Origin of the sequence: Flavobacterium sp. CLA17 (genome assembly GCF_013112255.2) — a bacterium.
Taxonomy (GTDB): Bacteria; Bacteroidota; Bacteroidia; order Flavobacteriales; family Flavobacteriaceae; genus Flavobacterium; species Flavobacterium circumlabens.
Genome location: NZ_CP068294.1, coordinates 2,475,953 through 2,494,226, shown reverse-complemented (window position 1 = coordinate 2,494,226; position 18,274 = coordinate 2,475,953). Strand labels below are relative to the sequence as shown.

At 35.4% G+C, this 18,274-nt stretch carries 18 protein-coding genes; 8 read left to right on the top strand and 10 right to left on the bottom strand.

Features of this window, described 5'->3' with window-relative positions:
• Window positions 1–10 precede the first annotated feature (10 nt).
• On the top strand, window positions 11–1,507 hold the full coding sequence (locus tag HAV12_RS10350; protein WP_171569575.1) for a hypothetical protein: 1,497 nt from the start codon (window positions 11–13) through the stop codon (window positions 1,505–1,507).
• A gap of 155 nt (window positions 1,508–1,662) precedes the next feature.
• Here HAV12_RS10350 and HAV12_RS10345 read toward each other — a convergent pair whose 3' ends face one another.
• The gene (locus HAV12_RS10345) at window positions 1,663–2,532 is read right to left on the bottom strand and encodes a LysR family transcriptional regulator (RefSeq protein ID WP_171569574.1); all 870 of its coding nucleotides are present in this window, start codon (window positions 2,530–2,532) and stop codon (window positions 1,663–1,665) included.
• A 92-nt stretch (window positions 2,533–2,624) separates the two neighbouring features.
• On the opposite strand from HAV12_RS10345, the gene HAV12_RS10340 reads away from it, so the two are divergent.
• The gene (locus tag HAV12_RS10340) at window positions 2,625–3,602 is read left to right on the top strand and encodes an alpha/beta fold hydrolase (protein WP_171569573.1); all 978 of its coding nucleotides are present in this window, start codon (window positions 2,625–2,627) and stop codon (window positions 3,600–3,602) included.
• Between the two features lie 94 nt (window positions 3,603–3,696).
• A complete protein-coding gene (locus tag HAV12_RS10335; protein WP_171569572.1) occupies window positions 3,697–4,665 on the top strand; it encodes a zinc-dependent alcohol dehydrogenase family protein in 969 nt (322 codons plus the stop codon).
• A 192-nt stretch (window positions 4,666–4,857) separates the two neighbouring features.
• On the opposite strand, the gene HAV12_RS10330 is transcribed toward HAV12_RS10335, so the two are convergent.
• Together HAV12_RS10330 and HAV12_RS10325 are read right to left on the bottom strand one after the other, a co-directional pair.
• Window positions 4,858–5,250 (bottom strand): RidA family protein, encoded by a 393-nt coding sequence (locus HAV12_RS10330; protein WP_171571665.1) that lies wholly within the window; start codon window positions 5,248–5,250, stop codon window positions 4,858–4,860.
• 170 nt (window positions 5,251–5,420) lie between these two features.
• Window positions 5,421–5,900, bottom strand: a complete 480-nt coding sequence (locus HAV12_RS10325) for a Crp/Fnr family transcriptional regulator (protein WP_370528494.1) — start codon at window positions 5,898–5,900, stop codon at window positions 5,421–5,423.
• 513 nt (window positions 5,901–6,413) lie between these two features.
• Between HAV12_RS10325 and HAV12_RS10320 the strand changes: the two genes are divergently transcribed.
• On the top strand, window positions 6,414–7,490 hold the full coding sequence (locus HAV12_RS10320; RefSeq protein ID WP_171569570.1) for a M23 family metallopeptidase: 1,077 nt from the start codon (window positions 6,414–6,416) through the stop codon (window positions 7,488–7,490).
• 99 nt (window positions 7,491–7,589) lie between these two features.
• Here the strand turns inward: HAV12_RS10320 and HAV12_RS10315 are convergent, their stop codons facing one another.
• Window positions 7,590–8,096 carry a response regulator gene (locus HAV12_RS10315; protein WP_171569569.1) on the bottom strand — a complete coding sequence of 169 codons (507 nt, stop codon included), beginning with the start codon at window positions 8,094–8,096 and terminating at the stop codon, window positions 7,590–7,592.
• Window positions 8,097–8,721: 625 nt separating this feature from the next.
• Between HAV12_RS10315 and HAV12_RS10310 the strand changes: the two genes are divergently transcribed.
• The 3 genes from HAV12_RS10310 to HAV12_RS10300 are packed head-to-tail and all read left to right on the top strand — an operon-like array spanning window position 8,722 to window position 12,630.
• On the top strand, window positions 8,722–10,170 hold the full coding sequence (locus tag HAV12_RS10310; RefSeq protein WP_171569568.1) for a hypothetical protein: 1,449 nt from the start codon (window positions 8,722–8,724) through the stop codon (window positions 10,168–10,170).
• Window positions 10,171–10,172: 2 nt separating this feature from the next.
• Window positions 10,173–11,222 (top strand): caspase family protein, encoded by a 1,050-nt coding sequence (locus HAV12_RS10305; RefSeq protein WP_171569567.1) that lies wholly within the window; start codon window positions 10,173–10,175, stop codon window positions 11,220–11,222.
• Window positions 11,209–12,630, top strand: a complete 1,422-nt coding sequence (locus HAV12_RS10300) for a hypothetical protein (protein WP_171569566.1) — start codon at window positions 11,209–11,211, stop codon at window positions 12,628–12,630. The genes HAV12_RS10305 and HAV12_RS10300 overlap by 14 nt, the downstream gene beginning before the upstream one ends.
• A 788-nt stretch (window positions 12,631–13,418) precedes the next feature.
• Here HAV12_RS10300 and HAV12_RS10295 read toward each other — a convergent pair.
• The 6 genes from HAV12_RS10295 to HAV12_RS10270 form a co-directional block, all read right to left on the bottom strand.
• On the bottom strand, window positions 13,419–13,643 hold the full coding sequence (locus HAV12_RS10295; RefSeq protein ID WP_205423363.1) for a hypothetical protein: 225 nt from the start codon (window positions 13,641–13,643) through the stop codon (window positions 13,419–13,421).
• A complete protein-coding gene (locus tag HAV12_RS10290) occupies window positions 13,633–14,265 on the bottom strand; it encodes a CPBP family intramembrane glutamic endopeptidase (protein ID WP_171569565.1) in 633 nt (210 codons plus the stop codon). Before HAV12_RS10290 ends, HAV12_RS10295 begins: the two co-directional genes overlap by 11 nt.
• Before the next feature lie 193 nt (window positions 14,266–14,458).
• Window positions 14,459–14,926, bottom strand: coding sequence for a CPBP family intramembrane glutamic endopeptidase (locus HAV12_RS10285; RefSeq protein ID WP_171569564.1), 468 nt, complete (start codon window positions 14,924–14,926; stop codon window positions 14,459–14,461).
• A 126-nt stretch (window positions 14,927–15,052) separates the two neighbouring features.
• Complete coding sequence (locus HAV12_RS10280) at window positions 15,053–15,520, bottom strand: CPBP family intramembrane glutamic endopeptidase (RefSeq protein ID WP_171569563.1); 468 nt, start codon at window positions 15,518–15,520, stop codon at window positions 15,053–15,055.
• A gap of 79 nt (window positions 15,521–15,599) precedes the next feature.
• Complete coding sequence (locus HAV12_RS10275) at window positions 15,600–15,770, bottom strand: hypothetical protein (RefSeq protein ID WP_171569562.1); 171 nt, start codon at window positions 15,768–15,770, stop codon at window positions 15,600–15,602.
• Window positions 15,771–15,786: 16 nt separating this feature from the next.
• Window positions 15,787–15,951 carry a hypothetical protein gene (locus HAV12_RS10270; protein ID WP_171569561.1) on the bottom strand — a complete coding sequence of 55 codons (165 nt, stop codon included), beginning with the start codon at window positions 15,949–15,951 and terminating at the stop codon, window positions 15,787–15,789.
• A 521-nt stretch (window positions 15,952–16,472) separates the two neighbouring features.
• Between HAV12_RS10270 and HAV12_RS10265 the strand changes: the two genes are divergently transcribed.
• A complete protein-coding gene (locus tag HAV12_RS10265; RefSeq protein WP_171569560.1) occupies window positions 16,473–18,176 on the top strand; it encodes an AraC family transcriptional regulator in 1,704 nt (567 codons plus the stop codon).
• The last annotated feature ends 98 nt before the right edge of the window (window positions 18,177–18,274 follow it).

Below are 18,274 nucleotides of genomic sequence, written 5' to 3'. Positions count from 1 at the left end.
TAACTAAATTATGGTAATAACCTTTACTCGTCAGAATACTAAAATTCTCCTATTACTGTTTTTCTTTTTCCTGACCCTTTCGGGCAATGCACAAGTTGGTATTGGTACTGTTACGCCCAATGCAAGTTCGGTTTTAGATATATCTTCTACCACGCAGGGTATGCTTGCTCCTCGTATGACAACCGCTCAGAGGATCGCTATCCCTGCACCCGCTGACGGATTACTGGTTTACGATACCAATTTAAAATCATTTTATTATTACAGTACTACCGTCTGGGCCGCTCTTAATAGCAGTCAAACGTCAAGATTAAATTTTAAACGTATCAAATCAACAGATAATTTAGCCGTCGTGCTCGCAACAGAACTGGCTGCCGGTGGCGGTGCGAAATATGTACTGACTTCCAATACCTTATATGAAATAAATGGTATGGTGACTTTTAATTTTCCGATAGACCTCAATAATGCTTATATACAAGGTCTGGACGCCAACGAAGATATTATGTATAGAACATCCGGAATTCTGTTCGACGGGACCACTGGCGGCAGCATTAGGAGCGTTACCATTTTAGCCCCGGGTGCAACTGTTTTTAATTTAAATGCGGCTTTAGCAACGGCAACTTTTTTACTTCGGGATACTATAATTGCCAATGCTGCCAGTATTGGAACGGTATCCGGTTATGGATTGGTTTTCCTGAGTATTGTCAATTTTTCAGGAAATACAAATGGTATTACCTACAATAATATAGGTCAGTTACTATTAAGCAATCAGGCGTGGTTTGTCAATAATGCCGGAACCTACGAAAAATTTACAGGCAACTTTACGCTGATCGAAAAACAAGGAGGTTTCTCTAATGTGGGTCCGGGAGCGTATGGTCTGGATGTTGCTACGGCCGGTCTGGCCATTAGTGGTGATGCTGTTTTAGAATCTGTAGTTTTTACAGGCACTACACCGGCTAATTATGTTAAGCCTTATGCAGCTGCAGCTACGTATACCGGCTACAATTTTAGTAATGCCTGGACCGTCAGGGCTGCCGGGATTCCGAATGAAGCCGATACCAATGCAACAGGAGATTTTTCTATGGATGCCGAAACCGGAGGTGCTATACCCCTTAACTTAAGCACTTCTACTCCCAGCGCCAATTTACGAATCTATTCAGCGTCAATTCCTACGGTATCGGGCAATTTATTTCGATTTTCAACAGATGCTACTTACAACAGGCTAAAATATGTGGGTAAAAAGAAAAGGATCTTTCAGGTATCCGGAGCGGTCAATTTTCAGGTTCCGTCAGCAGGTACCTATATTGTACACCTGTACAAAAATGGCGTGGCAATGCCGCAATTTAAATTTTACGGCCGCGGAAATGCTGCCAGTGATATTGTAACCCTTCCTATTAATGCCTCTATTGAATTAAATACCGGCGATTATATTGATTTTTACCTGCAGCGTTACAGCGGCAACGACGGGGCCGATGTTCTGGTTTCGAATATGACTATAATTATAAAATAATGTAGGTACTGAAAAAACGAATGTTACTGGCAGTTAAGCAGTAAGACCTTAAATGAAAAAGATACTGCACAAAAAAGCTCCGGGGGAAAATCCGGAGCCTTTTATCAATACAAATATACTTTACGCACTAAAATAAACTATTAGAGATTAATTCCTTAAATGATATCCTGCAAATACAGATCAATAAAGCCTTGCAAAGCCCTGGATGTCGTTTTGTCTTTTCTATATACTAACAAAGTAGTCATTGTTCCTAATTGTTTGTTCAAAGGATAAGTGCAAATTTTTCTTCCCTCATAATATTTAGATATCACCTCTTCCGGTAATAGACTAATCCCTAAACCTGCTTCAACAAAGTTTATAATTCCTTCAATAGAGTTGAGCTCAATACTTTTGTAATTATGAATCCCTTTATGGCTAAACCAAGATTCTAAGCGCTCTCTAAAAATACAGCCATTATCAAATACTATAGATTTTAATGCTTCTTTTGTCACTAAATTATTTAAAGATGATTCCTTTGAAGAGGCTAAAATTACAAGTTGTTCTTCTTTTATCTTTATTTTTTCCAGTCCGTTTACATTTAAAGGAGCCGAAACAAAAGCAGCATCAAGTTTATAATTTAAAACATCTGAAATAAGCATATCCCTGTCATCAGATTTAAATTCTAATTCCACAGCAGGGTATTTCTCTCCAAAAGCCAATAATATTTCGGGCGCTTTTAATGCCATCGTAGTCTCCATACAGCCTATGACCAAATGCCCGTTAACTGTATCACTACTTTTAATTTCATTTTTAGCTTCTTCCACTAAATACTGAATTTGTTTAGCATATTTCATCAATAATTGTCCCTCATCCGTTAGCTCTACCTTACGGGAGGTACGGGAAAAAAGTTTTGTATCGAATTCTTCTTCAAGACTCTTTATCCTTGCTGTAACATTAGATTGAACCGTAAACATTCTATCTGCAGCTTTAGTAAAGCTGCCGCTCTCTGCAACTGCTTCAAATATTTTTAAATCATTTGTATTCATATTAATATCACTTTTTATGATTTATACAATCACAATTAATCGTTTTTAGTAATCAAATGTATGATTTATCTTTGACAATCAAAATAATTAAGATGAAAAAAACAATTACACAAACCATAGCAAGCTTATCGCTAACGCTATTCATTAGTAACAGTGCAATGGCACAATCGCAGCAAAATTTAATTTTAAAAAATCAAAACATGGACAATCATTCAATTCACTATCAAAACATTAAAGTAAATGGATTAAATATATTCTATAGAGAATCAGGAGATGCAACTAAACCAACCCTACTGCTATTACACGGATATCCAACATCGTCTCATATGTTTAGAAATTTAATTCCAATTCTAAGCAAAGACTATCACATCATAGCACCTGATTTGCCGGGATTTGGCTTTTCAGATTCTCCGGATCATAAGGAGTTTAATTACACATTTGAAAACTTAGCTACAACAATGCAAGCCTTCACTGATCAGCTAAAAATGAAACGTTTTGCCATTTATGTATTTGATTATGGAGCTCCTGTTGGATTTAGATTAGCGATGAACAATCCTGAAAAGATCACAGGAATTATTTCTCAGAATGGAAATGCTTACAAAGAAGGACTAAGTACTGAGTGGGATCCTATTCAAAGATATTGGAATGAATCTACTCCCGAAAACAGAATAGCCTTAAAGGATTTTGTTTCCAAGGAAGCAACATGGTTTCAATACCATCATGGGGTATCCGATCCATCCTTAATAGCACCTGAGGCTTATACACTTGATCAGAAATTTTTAGACAGAGAAGGAAATATTGAAATACAATTGGACCTGGTTAAAGACTACAGAACAAATGTAGCATTATATCCGAAATTTCATGAATACTTTAAAAAATACCAGCCAAAGACTTTATTAGTCTGGGGAAATAAGGATCCTTATTTCTTACCTCAGGGGGCAGAGGCTTACAAAAAAGATTTACCTAAGGCTAAACTTATATTCTACAATACAGGTCATTTTGCGTTAGAAACCCATGTAACAGAGATTGCAGCAGAGATTGTTGAATTTATGGCAACCTTATCTAAATAATTAGCAGCCTGAAACAGTATTAATTAGAAATCAAAATTTCTCAAAACAATATTTTTTCAGCCTTTTAATGAAACATCTAACTTAAATATAGTATATGAAAGCAGCAATATTAAATGAATTCGGGTCTTTTGAAAGTTTTAAAATTACAGAAATACCCACACCCCAACCAAAATCTAAAGAAGTTTTAGTAAAGGTTCTGGCCTCTTCCGTCAATCCTTTGGATTTTCAGGTCCGTCGCGGAGATTATAAAAATGAATTAACCCTGCCTGTTATTACAGGACACGATATCTCAGGTGTGATCGTGGAAATTGGCCCCGGGGTTGAAAATTTTAAAATAGGCGATGAAGTTTATTATTCCCCTGAAATTTTTAATGGACAAGGAAGCTATGCACAATATCACTGTGCTCCCGAATCTATTATCGGTCTAAAACCTAAAAACATAAGTCATTTAGAAGCTGCAACGCTTCCATTAGCTGCTGGTACTGCGTGGGAAATGCTTGTTACAAGAGCACAACTTAAAATTAACCAGACTATATTGATTCACGGAGGTGCAGGCGGAGTGGGAATACCCACTATTCAAATTGCTAAAGCTATCGGAGCAACCGTATTTACAACAGCGAGAAAAGTTCACCACCCGTTTCTTCTTGAGTTGGGGGCAGATTATGTCATTGATTACGAAAATGAAGACTACCTTCAGGCGATTAATCGATTAACGAACAATAAAGGAGTAGATGTAATCATTGATACTATCGGTGGTAACACTCTTTCTGATAGTGGAAAAATACTTAGTCAGTTAGGACAAGTAGTTACTTTGGTTGATATTGAGAAGCCACAAAACCTTGTTGCAGCCTGGGGGAAAAATGCAACCTATCATTTTGTTTTTACAAGACAAAGCAGAAATAAACTGGATGAACTGACTAAACTCGTAGAAAGTAAAAAACTAAAACCTGTTTTAACCAAAATTTTTCCTTTATCAGATATTGGTAAAGCTCATAAACTTTTGGAAACAAAAGCCGGTGATGAAAATTTCTACGGTAAAATTGCAATAGAAGTTGAACATTAAATGCTTTATTTCTAATGATAGTCATTAGGGCAATGCAATATCCTATTCGTGTCAGATGTAATTTTACACAGATCAACTCAAAAAAATCATTACTATCATTTTCTCTTTTCTAATAAAAAATGCCCTCAAAAAGTGTCTGATTTTTTGAGGGCATTTCAATAGAGGGCTAAATAGCTAAAACGTTTTAAATTATTATTTCACTACAGTAGCTTCCAACTCTATATTCAGTGTTTCATTCAAAGCAACTACCTGTAGCAGAGTAAGTGCCTGTTTCATTCCGTGTTTTGCTACGAAATCCTTGAATATGTCAAAGCAATTTTCGATAAACTCTTTTGAGGAAGTCGAGTAAATAGTCAGCCTAACGATATTTTTAGGGTCATAACCCGCCTCGCTGATTACTTTTTCAAGGTTCTGTATTGCCAGTCCAAGTTGGGTACGCATATCGGCATTACTGGATGTGCCATCGCTATGCACTGCTGCCTGACCAGAAACATATAAGGTACTCTGTACATTTTTTACCTCAACAGCCTGTACATAGCTGAGCTCGTCCTGCCATTTCCACGGACTGAATTCTCTTTTTTCCATTTGTTTTTCTTTTGTATTTTGCGCCGCAACAGGTGCAACAGTTAATAATGTAAGTACTAAAACTTTAGCAAATCTTTCCATAATCAGATGTTTTAAATTAATAAGACAAAGTTCATAAAAAGCCTAATTTATTAATCGTGACAAATCTCACAATTATCATGTAACAAACATTATTGTGCTGTAAGCCTGCTGAGTGTCTCCCGGGTTACACCAAGATAAGAGGCGATAAGGGTGTGGGAGACGCGCTGGAAAAGTACCGGATATCGATTCAGGAGCTTATCATAGCGCTCTTTGGCATTCGTGCTTATTAATTCCAGTATTCGCTGCTGAGAGCTAATGTGCCCCTTGTTGGCTTTCTCAAGAAAGAAGTAGGCCATTTTGTGAAACTCCCTGCATAAAGTATTATAACTGTCAAGAGTCATACAAAGCACCTGGGTATCTTCAAGTGCCTGTAGGGACATTGTTGCTGAACTTTGGTTAAAGAATGCATAATAATCCCCTTCCCACCAGTCTTCCATAGCAAAAGCTACGACATGATTCTTATCTGCGTCATCTACATAATTTAGCTTTAAAAGCCCTGAAATTACCCAGAATACATAGGTAACCTTTTCGCCTTTTCTAATAAGAAAATCACGTCTCTTAAAATTCATTACTGAAAAATGAGACTTTATATACTCAAACTCTTCATCGGTTAGTGTAATTATTTTTTCCAGATGAGCTCTAAATAATTTCTCCATAGTTTGTAGGTTTTTTTTGGGTGTAAGCTATTTTCATTTCTCATTTTAAACTATTTTTTTGACATTTGATTTTCAGAAATTTAACGCATATACCTATGCAAAACCACAGTTAACTTGTTAGGCAAGCAATACAAAACAACTCATTGTTTGTGATGAAATAAATTTTAATCTGTACAACTGATCTATGTCCTTACATTATTAGCTGATGGAGATAAATCTAATAGTTTTATTTAAAAAGAAAAATTTTATTTACTGCTGATTTAAATTCTCCATCTTTGAAATAATTTTGTTGAATTTGACACAACCCTTAAAACTTTTTTACCGCTTTTTAAATGATCTGCTATTTTAATTGTAAAATGTACGAGCTAATGTAACCTAAAAAAAAAATCATCGTCTTAAATAAGATAACCACCAAAACTATTAAAGATGAGAACAGTTTATTACATCGCATTGCTATTATTTTTTTCCGGAATTCCGACTTACGCTCAAAATAAAATTTTGATTGATTCAAAACCATCTTCAATTTTTATAGAGCAAAGTGACACTAAACAAATCCTCAATTTTGATTTTTTAATTTCAAATCAATCTACAGACACACTGACTTTACAACGTATTAAAGTTTTGGTTTTTGACAATCAAAATCATTTGATTCACACAAGATTTCTTGATAATAATGGCACTGCTCCCAGTATTTTATTAGTACCAACCCGCAACTGGAATGGGAAGGAAAGTCATTTGGTATTTAATCCTTTTTCCGAATTTGATAATTCATTTACTTTGGCAAAATTAGAATTCGAATGGATTTTTAGTGATCCGAAAGAGAATGAAACCGTTGTAAAAACCAGTGTTATACCTAAAAAATATCAACAAAAAACAACGTATAAATTACCCTTAAAAGGTCGTATCCTTGTATATGATGCGCATGATTATAACTCACATCACCGAAGATTCGACTATAATTTCGAGCCTGTCAGATTGCTGGATTTAAAATCAAATTTCATGCGTTATGCCTATGATTTTGTAATACTTGATTCCAATAACAATCAATTTAAAAACAAAGGAGAAAACAATTCTGATTATTTTGGTTTTGGAAATTCAGTTTATGCAGCTGCTGATGGAAAAATACTCTATGCGACAGGCGATCACAAAGACGATAAAAATTTTGACATCCCCAAGCTTAAAGAAAATCCTTTGGAACTATATGGAAATTGTATTGCAATGGAGCATAAAGATGGTTCAGTAAGTATTTATGGTCATTTAAAAGAAAACAGTTTAAAGTATAAAAAGGGAGATTGGGTAAAATCCGGACAGGAAATTGCACAGATTGGTGTTTCGGGCAGCTCCTTTTTTCCACACCTTCATTTTGAGATTAGAACTGATATAACTAATGCTGCTGAAGGTCTTCCCTCCTATTTTTCGAATATTAATCTGCTAATTGGAAAAACAGCCCAAAAAGTAAAATCCGGCCTGGCTGAAACTGGAAATATTATTGAAACCAAATAATATCCGACAGTAGATTAGGCAAAGAAATGTGGCAAAAATTAAAATTTTGAGTTTTGTGGGCAAATCGCGGCACATGGTTTTTTACAATATTCAGTATTGTTAATTGTCCTGAGTTATATTCTTTTCAGAAACAAAAAATATATTTTTTATCGGATTGATTAAAGCTTTTGACCAGTGGAGCATGAATACTTTTTTAAGAATCAGAATAAAGCCCGTAAAGGAATTTGGTTTTTGTATAAAGAGGTTTGCCCCATTATTAAAAGTATCTTCAATATCTTTAGGGTGGTTGGAAGTGGAGAGCATAACTGCGGGAATTTCTTTAAGTTCTTCATCGCTTTTTATCTCTGCCAGTGCCTCCTTACCTCCTTTGATTGGCATATTAATATCGATAAAAATCATATCAGGTTTCGGTTCCCCACCTTTCAGGGTGTCAACCAATTCCTTCCCGTTTTCTACCGTAATTACTTCAGAAGGAACTTTTGTTGCATTAAGGGCTTCCATGAATAATTCCTGATCATCTTTATCATCCTCAGCCAAAATTATTTTTACCGGCTCTTTCTCTTTTATGTCTTTAGAAGTTTCGAATGAATTTTCAGAACTTATCATGTTGAAGTGATTTAATTTTTTTCAAAAGTACTATATAAATACTTAATAAGGTTTTTACAAATCAATAATCTTAAAATCAATAACAAAATTTAGCATTTAACGCACGCCGGCCTATAGCGGTAAAAATTTTATAAGCTGTTATTTAAAACTATTACACTTTAATTAAGCGTGCTTTTATTCCGTTTTTATTCAAAATTCTTATAAAGGATTCGGGACCATAATAAAATCTGCCCTAAATTAGGAATGTTACGACTCTAAAAACATTTATCTAATTTTAAATAGTATAACAAACCCATATTAGTTCTTTTCCAATGGGTAAATACCCCTAAAATAATCGGGTGTTTTTACCCGTTACTACTCTCCTTTTTATTTTTAAATTTACTTTTTATTTTATTATCCAAAATAAAGCACTGATTGTTAAACTGTTGACCCGAAAACTTTTAAGACAGTTCTCTGATAATAAAATCTGATCAACTACTATCCAAACATGGGTAAGACGGAAAATTTTATTCTCTAAGAAAACAGGAGCCGCTTTTTTCATGATGTTCAGGTTGGAAGTGCATACTTTTCTCGCCATACACTAAACATCTCCAGTAGATTAACAACCAAAAACAACCATAATCCAATGACAAATCCTGAAAAAATCTATTACATCAACGTCGGACAGGGCGGAACATTTAAAAAATCCGGAGACTACGACAGTGATCCCTCCGATATCGACAACCTGTTCAAACACCTGGAGGATAACGACATCGAAAGATTGCTCGTATACTTTCACGGCGGACTTGTGAATGAAACCAGCGGAATGGGATCGGCAGAAGTGATGCGTGCCAACTTCGCAGATGCTCCTTCCAAAACACATGCTGTTACGTTCGTCTGGGAAACAGGACTCTGGGAAACCATAGTAGAAAACCTAAGCTTAAAGAGTACAGAAAGCCAATTCCGGAAAGTACTGAATTTTGTCATTAAACTTGTCGGCAAAAAGCTGGGTGTTGACTCCCGGGGTGGCGGCGAAATGCTGGACAATGCAACTATAGAAACAGAAAAACTAAAAGAATATCCGTTTGCCGAACTGAACGATCAACTCAAAAATAGTGCAGACAGAGGCAGCAGAGGCGGAAGTATTCTATTTGATGAAGAAGATGAAACAGGCTTTTTTGCCGATCTTAAAAAGGATAGCGACAGGATGATCCGCGCAGAAAGTGAAATGGTGGAAGAAGAAATTGAAGTAGCAGAAACTGATCCTGATGGGGACGATTCAAAAGGATTATTACTTACGCTGGGTACGCTTGTAGCCAAAATTGCGTTTGCTGTGCTTAAGCGTTACGCAAAGGAAACCCATCATGATTTCTACCCTACCGTTGTAGAAGAAACTTTCAGGAAACTTTATATAGACCGCATCGGCAAATGGGGCTGGTCTGAAATGAAAGAAAAAGCCGAACAAATGTTTGCCGATAACGAAGGACTATCTGGTGCCGATTTACATGCCGGAACCTATTTCCTTAAGCTTCTGGAAAGACATTACGAAAAAAGACAAACCGCCGGTAAAAAATTCACGATTGAACTTGTAGGCCATAGTGCAGGCTCTATCGCAATCTGCAATATGCTGGCCGCAACATCCGAAAACTTCAGGCAGCTAAAATACAACAATGTCGTTTTTCTCGCACCTGCCTGCAGGACCGACCTGTTTATTGAAAAAGGGATCCCTGCAAAAGAAAACGGGGTCTTTAAAAAATTCAAGATGTTTACCATGGAAGAACAGTATGAGAAAAAAGATTTCTGTGTCAAATACCTCTACACCTACTCCCTGCTCTATCTTGTATCGGGCTTGTTTGAAGACGAAACAGATGCAAAAATAATGGGGCTTCATGAGCAGTTCAAAGCGGAGGGGCGCTACGCTAAATTTGACGAACTGAAAGTAATAAACAGCTTTATTACAAACAACAAACTGGCACTGTCAAAGGATATTGCAAATGCAGATAACAGCATGTGGACCGATTCTTTGCGACACGGCGATTTTGACAACAACAGTGCCACGTTAAAATCAATCCTTTCCACTATAAATATCATTTAATTATGAATTATGCTATTGTTATAGGAATCGACCATTACGAGAAGAAACCGCTGTCGGGTGCCGTAGCAGATGCCAAAGCTTTTGCCAATTGGCTGGAAACAAAAGGCGGTGTACAAAAGGAAAACCTCAAACTGTTTGTATCAAACAGCGAAGACATGCTCGTGAGCGGTCCCGAAATTGACATAGCCATCGATAGGATCAACCGTGCTGCCAGAAACAACAACGAAACAAACAGGCTGTATTTTTATTTCTCCGGACATGGCATAGGCGTCACTTTCGACAATACAGCCCTTTGCCTCCGCCTTTGGCCGGCCCTGATCAACCATTGCATTTCCGGTCTGGATTACCGCACCTGGTTTACCAATGCAGGGGCGTTTGACGAGGTACTGATTTTCTTCGATTGCTGCCGTGAACACGACACCCTGATTAAAGGCAATTCGCCTGCCGGTTCGTGGAACCTTCCAATTGGGAACAGAAATCCCAGAGTACTCATTTGTAACTCTACTGCCTATGGCAAATTGAGCTATGAGGTGCTAATGGATCCCGTAAGTGAAAGCGATCCGGATCGTGGGGCAGAAACCCATGCACTGCCTAAAGAATCAGAGTCTGACAAAAAAAGGGGTGCCTTTACGACTTTTCTTATTGACAGCCTGAATGGTGATGCAGACAGTGACGGCACCGGGCAAATTACCGCACTGGCCCTTAAAGATCATATCCGTAACAATTTTAAAAGCCATGCCGAAAAATTCAAAAAAACACAGGATGCTTCTGCCGATACACTAAACGGCGGAGATCAGATTCTGATCTGTACCGTCCCTGTGATATTGCCTGAATATAATTGTATAATCACCTTTGAGCGCAATTCAAATGTCACGCTTTACGGCCCGAATTTCGAAAGTGTCTGGCAAGGCGACGTGGTAGTCGGACAGATTTTGAAACTACCGGAACTGGCCAAAGGTTTTCATCAGTTAAAGGACAATCTGGATACAACGGTACTGCCTAAAACATTTATCAATTATTCCCCAAAAACAATCAGTTATGAACGATTCTGATACTAAATATACCATTCATATTTCTTTCAGACAGTTCTTGGAGGGATTGCAGCTCGTACTCGTCGACGGCAGCCTGAACAACATTGTGGAGGAAGAAACACAGAGCCTTGAACTTTCATTGTCCAAAGGAATTTACCAGCTAAAAGCTTCTTTCATAGACTACTTCGAAGAATACTTCCTCACTGTCAGTCAAAATGAGTCTTTCGTCCTGGATTACCATTACCCGATGACTTCACCCAGTATGGAATTTGCTACCACACACGAATATTTTTCAGTTCCTGCCGAAATAGGGAGCAGAAAATGTACATCAGGCGATCAGAATAAGATCCCAAATTTCTTTTTTTTTGCAGCCGCTTTTGACAAAGATGCCCCGTATAAGGAGGAAATAATTACCGATCTTGTTGAAAATTTTTCCCTGTTCGATCCAAAAGGAAAACTAAATATCCGTTTCGACTACGACAATTCGTTTGTAGATCCGGAAGCTGCCGTTGTTATTTTTTCTGCCCGGCTCAGAAAGGGCCTGTATTTTCTTAAGTATAGAAAAAAAGGAAAACGCAGGATTTTTCCCTTTTACATTTATAACGGGTATCAAACCCAGTTTTTATTGCGTTACAAGCAGGCACCCGATTTTTATAACAGTTTTTTCTACTATGACAACAAATTTGGATTTAACAGGCAGGACAACCAATACCTGCTGCTCGACAAAATTCAATATGCTTACAAAGATTACAATAACTATAAACTGCTCACCGCTTCAGACCGCACTGCCATAAAAGAACATCCCTATCTGGTTGCACTGGTACACATCCTTCATTTGGTTACGGAAAATGAACAGGATAACATCGAATTTAGGGATACCCCAATACTGGAACTGCCCGACATTGCAATGCTCAAAGCCTTAAAAGACAGTGAGCAGCAAATCAATTCAGAAGAACTACCCATCGTCTCGGCTATTATGGCCAAGTGTATGATAACGGTGGGCAAAAAGATGGAATTCAAGCCCGGTTCCATCATGGATCGCGTCGTAGACAGCCTGAGTTATGATATCTTCTGGAACAATTTCTCAGAAGTAGAAGACCTCTCGCGTATGGCAGACTTGTATAAGAACCTCTTGCAAAAATCAAAATATTATGGTTCAAACCTAAAAGACAATGCTATCGCTAAAGTTAGAAAACTAATTGTCAATTCAGTCCGCACCACACCCGAAACGTTCAAGGAAGAACGCCTCAATATATTTTTAGGAAATAACCTCACAGACACACCCGAAGATACTACCCGATTTACAGATGCCATAAACAGTGTCGGCAACGTATCAGAGATCGCCAGTAAATTTAATCTCCCGCCTACCACTGTCCTTCGCAACTACGAAAAATACGATGAAATGTACAAAAAAATGAATCTCAAATAATAAAAGAAGAGAAATCATATAGCGCAACAGGTAGTCGTTTTTCATTTGAAAACGAATAAAGCCTGCTTGTTTTTTAGGTGTCAATTTAAAACCGATAATTAAAAAAGGCTCCGGAAAAATCCGGAGCCTTTTATTTTTTGGTTAATTTACAACTGCCCATTAACTTCACACTTCACTGAAGCTTTAAATTTAGCAATCCTGAAAACAGAATATTTTAAACCTTTTTATAAAGATAGTAAGTAAAGATTACCAACATATAGGAAGAATAAATTATATACATCCACTAAAAAAGAGTATCGCCCTAAGTCATAATTTTTATCTTTAATGATGATTGCTCCATTATCCTTTTTAGTATAATAATTTAGCTTGTAAAAACAAACAGGACAAATAATAACAAGTTTTAAAATGTTATAATAATCGATTTTGGTAACCCAAAAGAAAATATTTAGCAGGGTTAAAAAATTGTTTGTTTGCACCAATGATTGCATCGTATACTATATATCCACAAAATTAAACGTAACTTGTCAGCAAATAAAAAAACACAACACAAAAAGCAGCAAAATATTTTTTTCAGCTAAAACAAATGTTACAAGAATATTTACAAAGCAGTTAAACCAAACTCTGTTTATGCCATAATTCAAAATATTTGCCTTTTAGATTCAAGAGCGCAGCATGATTGCCTTGTTCTGCAATGCCTCCGTTTCCATCACTAATATCGTATCAGCATTAGCAATGGTACTTAAGCGGTGTGCAATAACAATTACGGTCTTACCCTTATTTCTTAAGTCTTAGTGTGTAATTTTACCATTTACAAGTACCTGTAAAGGCACCTTATCCATAGTACTTCGCACGATACCACGACTCTGACTGCTTACTTCTACTTTTATAATCGGCAATGAAAATAAGAATGCAATAACTGCCAAGACCAAAACGAGGTATAACGAAATACCTTTACTACTATTTCTGGGGATTAGGTTTTCAATAGTATGTACGGGATCTTCACTAATGTTCATTTGGCTTATATACTTTTTCAAAACCATTTGGCTTTTGGTGATATAAAAAGACACAAAAAATCAAAAAAGCCAAACCTGTTAAAACAGAACCTTCAAAGCCAAAATATCCGCCACTTAAGAAAAACGGTTCCAGTGGTTTGTATTTGAAAACGCTTTCTATTTTTATACCACTAATATTACTTCCTAACAAACAGCCAATAGCAAAATTCCAAAAAGCATGTATAAAGCTTACCACTAAAATTGAATTGGTTTTTAAATAGATCAAACTAAAGAGAACACCTGCTATGATAAGATTAACAATACCAATTACATTGATATTCGAATTAAATATATGGAAAACACTAAAAAGAAGAGAAACTAATAGTACATCTTTTAGGGAAGGATTTTTAATTAGCATTGTATAAGGAATAAATCGGAATAAAATCTCTTCCAGCAATGCCGAAAGAAATAGTAAAATAAAATAAACCAAGATTTCAATATCCCAGGTACCGGTATCATCTACCTCAATTAATTGGAATCCAATAAGAGAGAAATATACAATAAAGGGCATCAGACCGGTAATCACAATGAGGCTAACAGACCATTCTTTATCGAGAAAAGCAGTTTTAAAACTATCGTACATTTTTTTGTTCTTAAATAAATATAGTATGTAGATTAATTGGGGACAAAATGCTGCGATCCATATTTTATAGCTGAATGTCGTTGTCTTTAAATCGGTAAAACCAATAAAAAACAAAGGGCAGAGATATAAAGGAAACGATCAAAAAGGTCCTGATATAAAAGTGTACTGTTTTTTTCATTGTATGGGTAAAAATTTAAGAAAAATAGACCTTCGCTATATAAACAATACCATTATAAATTATATGTGTTGCTGCAGTGATCAGGATTGCATTTTTTTTATTCCTGCCTGCTAGGTATAAATAGGCAAACATTAAACCACCAACAAAAGCATATAGAAAATAGAAAATATTATAAAGATGCATGGAGGCAAAAATAAAGGCAGACAGAAGACAGCAGTATTGTAATGCCATTTTTTTGCGTTTGCAAAATTCAATTATTGCGTATTGAAATAGCAAAGTTTCAAGGATAGGACCAACAATAACAAATAAAATGAGTTTCTCTTTATTAGAGTAATTTTCATTAAAACCTTCGTCTGAAGACCTTGAAAAAAGTGTTGCAATTACTTCAAAAATATAACTACTTAGAAAATTTAAAAGGATTATTATTAGCATAAGCTGCCATTGCTGAAAACTTTGTACCGTTTTTTTTATTTTTAATACCATTGTGTGACTTTGTTAAAGAGTCTGTTTTAAACAGCCTCTTTTGTTTTATTAAAACTATTTTCCTGAATTATCAGTTTTACCATCGCTGCTGAACCTATGGTTCGATTAAAATTTTATGATTAAAATTTAAGAAAAATAAGTCTTTCCTATAAAACCAATACCATTATAAATAATGTGAGTTACCAAGGGTAAAAGGATGGCATTTTTTTCATTCTTGCCCGCCAGGTATAAACAAGCGAACAGTAAACCAGTAACAAAAGCATATAAAAAATAAAAAACATTATAGAGATGCATGGAGGCAAAAATAAAGGCAGACACAAAACAGCTGTATTTTAAGGCCATTTTTTGATCTTTGCAAATTTCAATTACCACATATTGAAAAAGCAGCGTTTCAATGACTGGTCCAATAATAATAAATAAAACTATTTTTTCTGTTATAGAGTAATTGTCGATGAACCCTTTATTTAAGGAAATTGAAAAGTGTTTTGCAACAATTGAAAAAATATAATTATTTAGAAAATTTAAAAGGAGTACTATTACTACAAGCTGCCATTGCTCAAAACCTAGGACACTTTTTTTTATTTTTACCCTCATATGTTTGTTGAGTTTATTAAAGAGGCTGTTGTACAACAGCCTCTTTTGTTATAAAACTTCTTTCTTTAGTTACTAATTTTTACCATCGTTGATAAACCTGTGGTTCAATATGTTCTAAGGAATGATTTAATTTACCAGCTACATAACCTATTCCATAAGCCACATCTTCCCAAAAGCCACTACCACCCTCTATTGCTACTAATTCATTCAGGGTTAACTCATTTACATTTAATTCATTTAAATTTTTCATCTTTCTGTCTTTTTAATTATCTATTACCGGCATTCCAGCCTTCTCTAGCCCCTTTTTTTATCTCTTCCCAATGATCTACAACCTCCTCCACAAACCATTTCAACCAACCATCACCGCCTTCAATGGAAAGAACTTCCTGAGCATTCAGCTCCACTAAACCTAAATTTTCTAAATTTTTCATACATTCGCAATTATTAAATTATTGCAGTCTTACTCCTGTCGTCGAAAACATTTAATAGGGTAAGGCTGCTTTTTTATGGTTGGTTGGTTCTGAACCGGGCTACTTAACCAACACCTCAAAAAATAGCCCTTGTTTTTGCTTGCAAGCGATTTATTTAAAAAATTATTCCTTTGCAATTGGCCTTCTTAACAAAGTACTACATCATTAAATACTATTTCAATTGATCGCAATTAACGCAACAAGGAAAAGCTAAAGAAAAACAAAGCTGTATCATAGTAATCGCTTTTTTTGTGATCTTGTTCTGACAAATGTATACTGTCACTTTCGGATGTACAAACTATGTATGTATCAATTCAGGAATTGGTAGTTTCAATTTAGGAATTGACCCACTATACGAATCAGATATTTTTCAAACTACAGAAGTACTTGTCATTTCTAAAAAGACATTCAATCGTTTTAAACCATTTAAATGTAAGAATATTACGTATGTTTGCAGTTCAGAATAAAATAAGTGATCGTATATGCGCCAGAATAAAATTTTGTTTGTCCTTAGTCTTTTCCTTTTCTACTCTATTGCCCACTCCCAAAAGCTATTAAAAGTACCTGATTCTTTAAAAAACTATACATATGATACTTTTAGAGCTAAAGTTTATAGCTCATATGACGATAATGTTACCAGGAGCTCAATTTATGGGAAGTTCAATTTATTAAAAGCAAAAAGTGAGCATAATACAAGAGAGACTATTTACGGGTACGATTTATTGGCTGAAATTTTTGATGATTTTAATCAATCTATTAAGTATTCGGATAGCGCCATCACTTTAGCCCGGCAAAAATATCCAAAAGCACTTCCCTATCTCTATTTCACAAGAGGTTACGTATTTTACAATAAAAAAAGGCTCAAAGAATCTTTAAATTGTTTTTTGACGGCCCTTAAGGATACTACAAATCTTTCTGATCAGCGGATTAACAACATCCGGTACTCCATAGGCCTTATCAAAAAGACACAGGGTAATTATAGTGAAGCAATCCCCATCTACAAAAAATGTCTAGCCAGAGCGGAAAAGATTCAGGATGGAAATTACCTAAGGTATCTTACAGGATTAGCAGAACTCTATAACTGGACAGGGAATACTGAAATGTCTGAGCAATTAACAAAAAAAGGAATTCATGCCTGTGGGAATTATGATTTTGGCGATTACTATCTGCCCTATTTTATTGCGAACAGGGGAAAAAATTATTTACAGCGGAAAAATTACACTGCTGCCCTCGCAGATTTAAAAAGTACCTTGGTAAATTTTAAAAAAAATAATGATTTTTCTAATTATGCTGAGAACTGCTTTTATATCGGAGAGGCTTATACAAAGCTTGATCAAAGTGATCAGGCCGTACGCTTTTATAAAAAAGTAGATTCGATCTTTAACGTGCAACATGATATTTCATTAATCACTATACCGGCGTACGAAAAAATGATTGCCTATTATAAAGCCAAAGACCAGTACAGGGAAGTTATTTTTTACTCCGATCAGTTTATAAAAGCAGATAAAGTGCTGGATGGTGATTATAAATATATCACTGCCACACTTGCAAAAAAATCTGACACAGAAGGAGTATTATCCTTTAAGCAAAGCCTGATGGCTTTAAAGACCGAAAAACTTTCATTAAAACTTACCATCCTATTTTTGTTTTTAGGAGTTATAATCCTTTTCAGCTTATTGTACAGCAATAACAAAAAAAGACAAAAAGAAGTCGAAAAACAAAGGCAATTGTTTGAAGCCTACACTAAGGAAAGGGAACAACAAATGATCCTTACTAACGAATCCCTAAAAAGGGTTACCAAAAAAGCGTCAATCGATAATATGGACGAAAATATCATTAACCATATTTTAGATTGTCTTCAAAAATTTGAATCTGAGTTAAGATATATTCATAAAGAATATACTATTGAGATGCTTGCGGCTGAGTTTAAAACTAATTCAAAGTACCTGTCTAAGGTGATCAACACCATAAAAGACATTACTTTTACGCAATATATAAATACTTTAAGAATAGAATATATATTGAATCAATTAGAAAATGACAAAAAAACTTTAAATTATACCATACAGGCTTTATCTGAAATCTGTGGCTATAATAGTGTACAGACCTTTACAAGAGCTTTTACCGCTTATACCAAAATGAAACCCTCCGATTTTATTAAAGAACTAAAAGTAAATAGTAAATAAAGAAGTAATCTATAAAAGAAAAATGAGGAGACTTTTGCCAAATTTATAAGTTCTAAAAAGGCAAAAAATCCGCAAAGAGTCAGAAGACTTTTACGGAG

Excerpts from the sequence above, each read along its gene's own strand:
- HAV12_RS10350 (WP_171569575.1), top strand. The coding sequence starts at position 11 with ATGGTAATAACCTTTACTCGTCAGAATACTAAAATTCTCCTATTACTG.
- HAV12_RS10345 (WP_171569574.1), bottom strand. The coding sequence starts at position 2,532 with ATGAATACAAATGATTTAAAAATATTTGAAGCAGTTGCAGAGAGCGGC.
- HAV12_RS10340 (WP_171569573.1), top strand. The coding sequence starts at position 2,625 with ATGAAAAAAACAATTACACAAACCATAGCAAGCTTATCGCTAACGCTA.
- HAV12_RS10335 (WP_171569572.1), top strand. The coding sequence starts at position 3,697 with ATGAAAGCAGCAATATTAAATGAATTCGGGTCTTTTGAAAGTTTTAAA.
- HAV12_RS10330 (WP_171571665.1), bottom strand. The coding sequence starts at position 5,250 with ATGGAAAAAAGAGAATTCAGTCCGTGGAAATGGCAGGACGAGCTCAGC.
- HAV12_RS10325 (WP_370528494.1), bottom strand. The coding sequence starts at position 5,900 with ATGAATTTTAAGAGACGTGATTTTCTTATTAGAAAAGGCGAAAAGGTT.
- HAV12_RS10320 (WP_171569570.1), top strand. The coding sequence starts at position 6,414 with ATGAGAACAGTTTATTACATCGCATTGCTATTATTTTTTTCCGGAATT.
- HAV12_RS10315 (WP_171569569.1), bottom strand. The coding sequence starts at position 8,096 with ATGATAAGTTCTGAAAATTCATTCGAAACTTCTAAAGACATAAAAGAG.
- HAV12_RS10310 (WP_171569568.1), top strand. The coding sequence starts at position 8,722 with ATGACAAATCCTGAAAAAATCTATTACATCAACGTCGGACAGGGCGGA.
- HAV12_RS10305 (WP_171569567.1), top strand. The coding sequence starts at position 10,173 with ATGAATTATGCTATTGTTATAGGAATCGACCATTACGAGAAGAAACCG.
- HAV12_RS10300 (WP_171569566.1), top strand. The coding sequence starts at position 11,209 with ATGAACGATTCTGATACTAAATATACCATTCATATTTCTTTCAGACAG.
- HAV12_RS10295 (WP_205423363.1), bottom strand. The coding sequence starts at position 13,643 with ATGAACATTAGTGAAGATCCCGTACATACTATTGAAAACCTAATCCCC.
- HAV12_RS10290 (WP_171569565.1), bottom strand. The coding sequence starts at position 14,265 with ATGTACGATAGTTTTAAAACTGCTTTTCTCGATAAAGAATGGTCTGTT.
- HAV12_RS10285 (WP_171569564.1), bottom strand. The coding sequence starts at position 14,926 with ATGGTATTAAAAATAAAAAAAACGGTACAAAGTTTTCAGCAATGGCAG.
- HAV12_RS10280 (WP_171569563.1), bottom strand. The coding sequence starts at position 15,520 with ATGAGGGTAAAAATAAAAAAAAGTGTCCTAGGTTTTGAGCAATGGCAG.
- HAV12_RS10275 (WP_171569562.1), bottom strand. The coding sequence starts at position 15,770 with ATGAAAAATTTAAATGAATTAAATGTAAATGAGTTAACCCTGAATGAA.
- HAV12_RS10270 (WP_171569561.1), bottom strand. The coding sequence starts at position 15,951 with ATGAAAAATTTAGAAAATTTAGGTTTAGTGGAGCTGAATGCTCAGGAA.
- HAV12_RS10265 (WP_171569560.1), top strand. The coding sequence starts at position 16,473 with ATGCGCCAGAATAAAATTTTGTTTGTCCTTAGTCTTTTCCTTTTCTAC.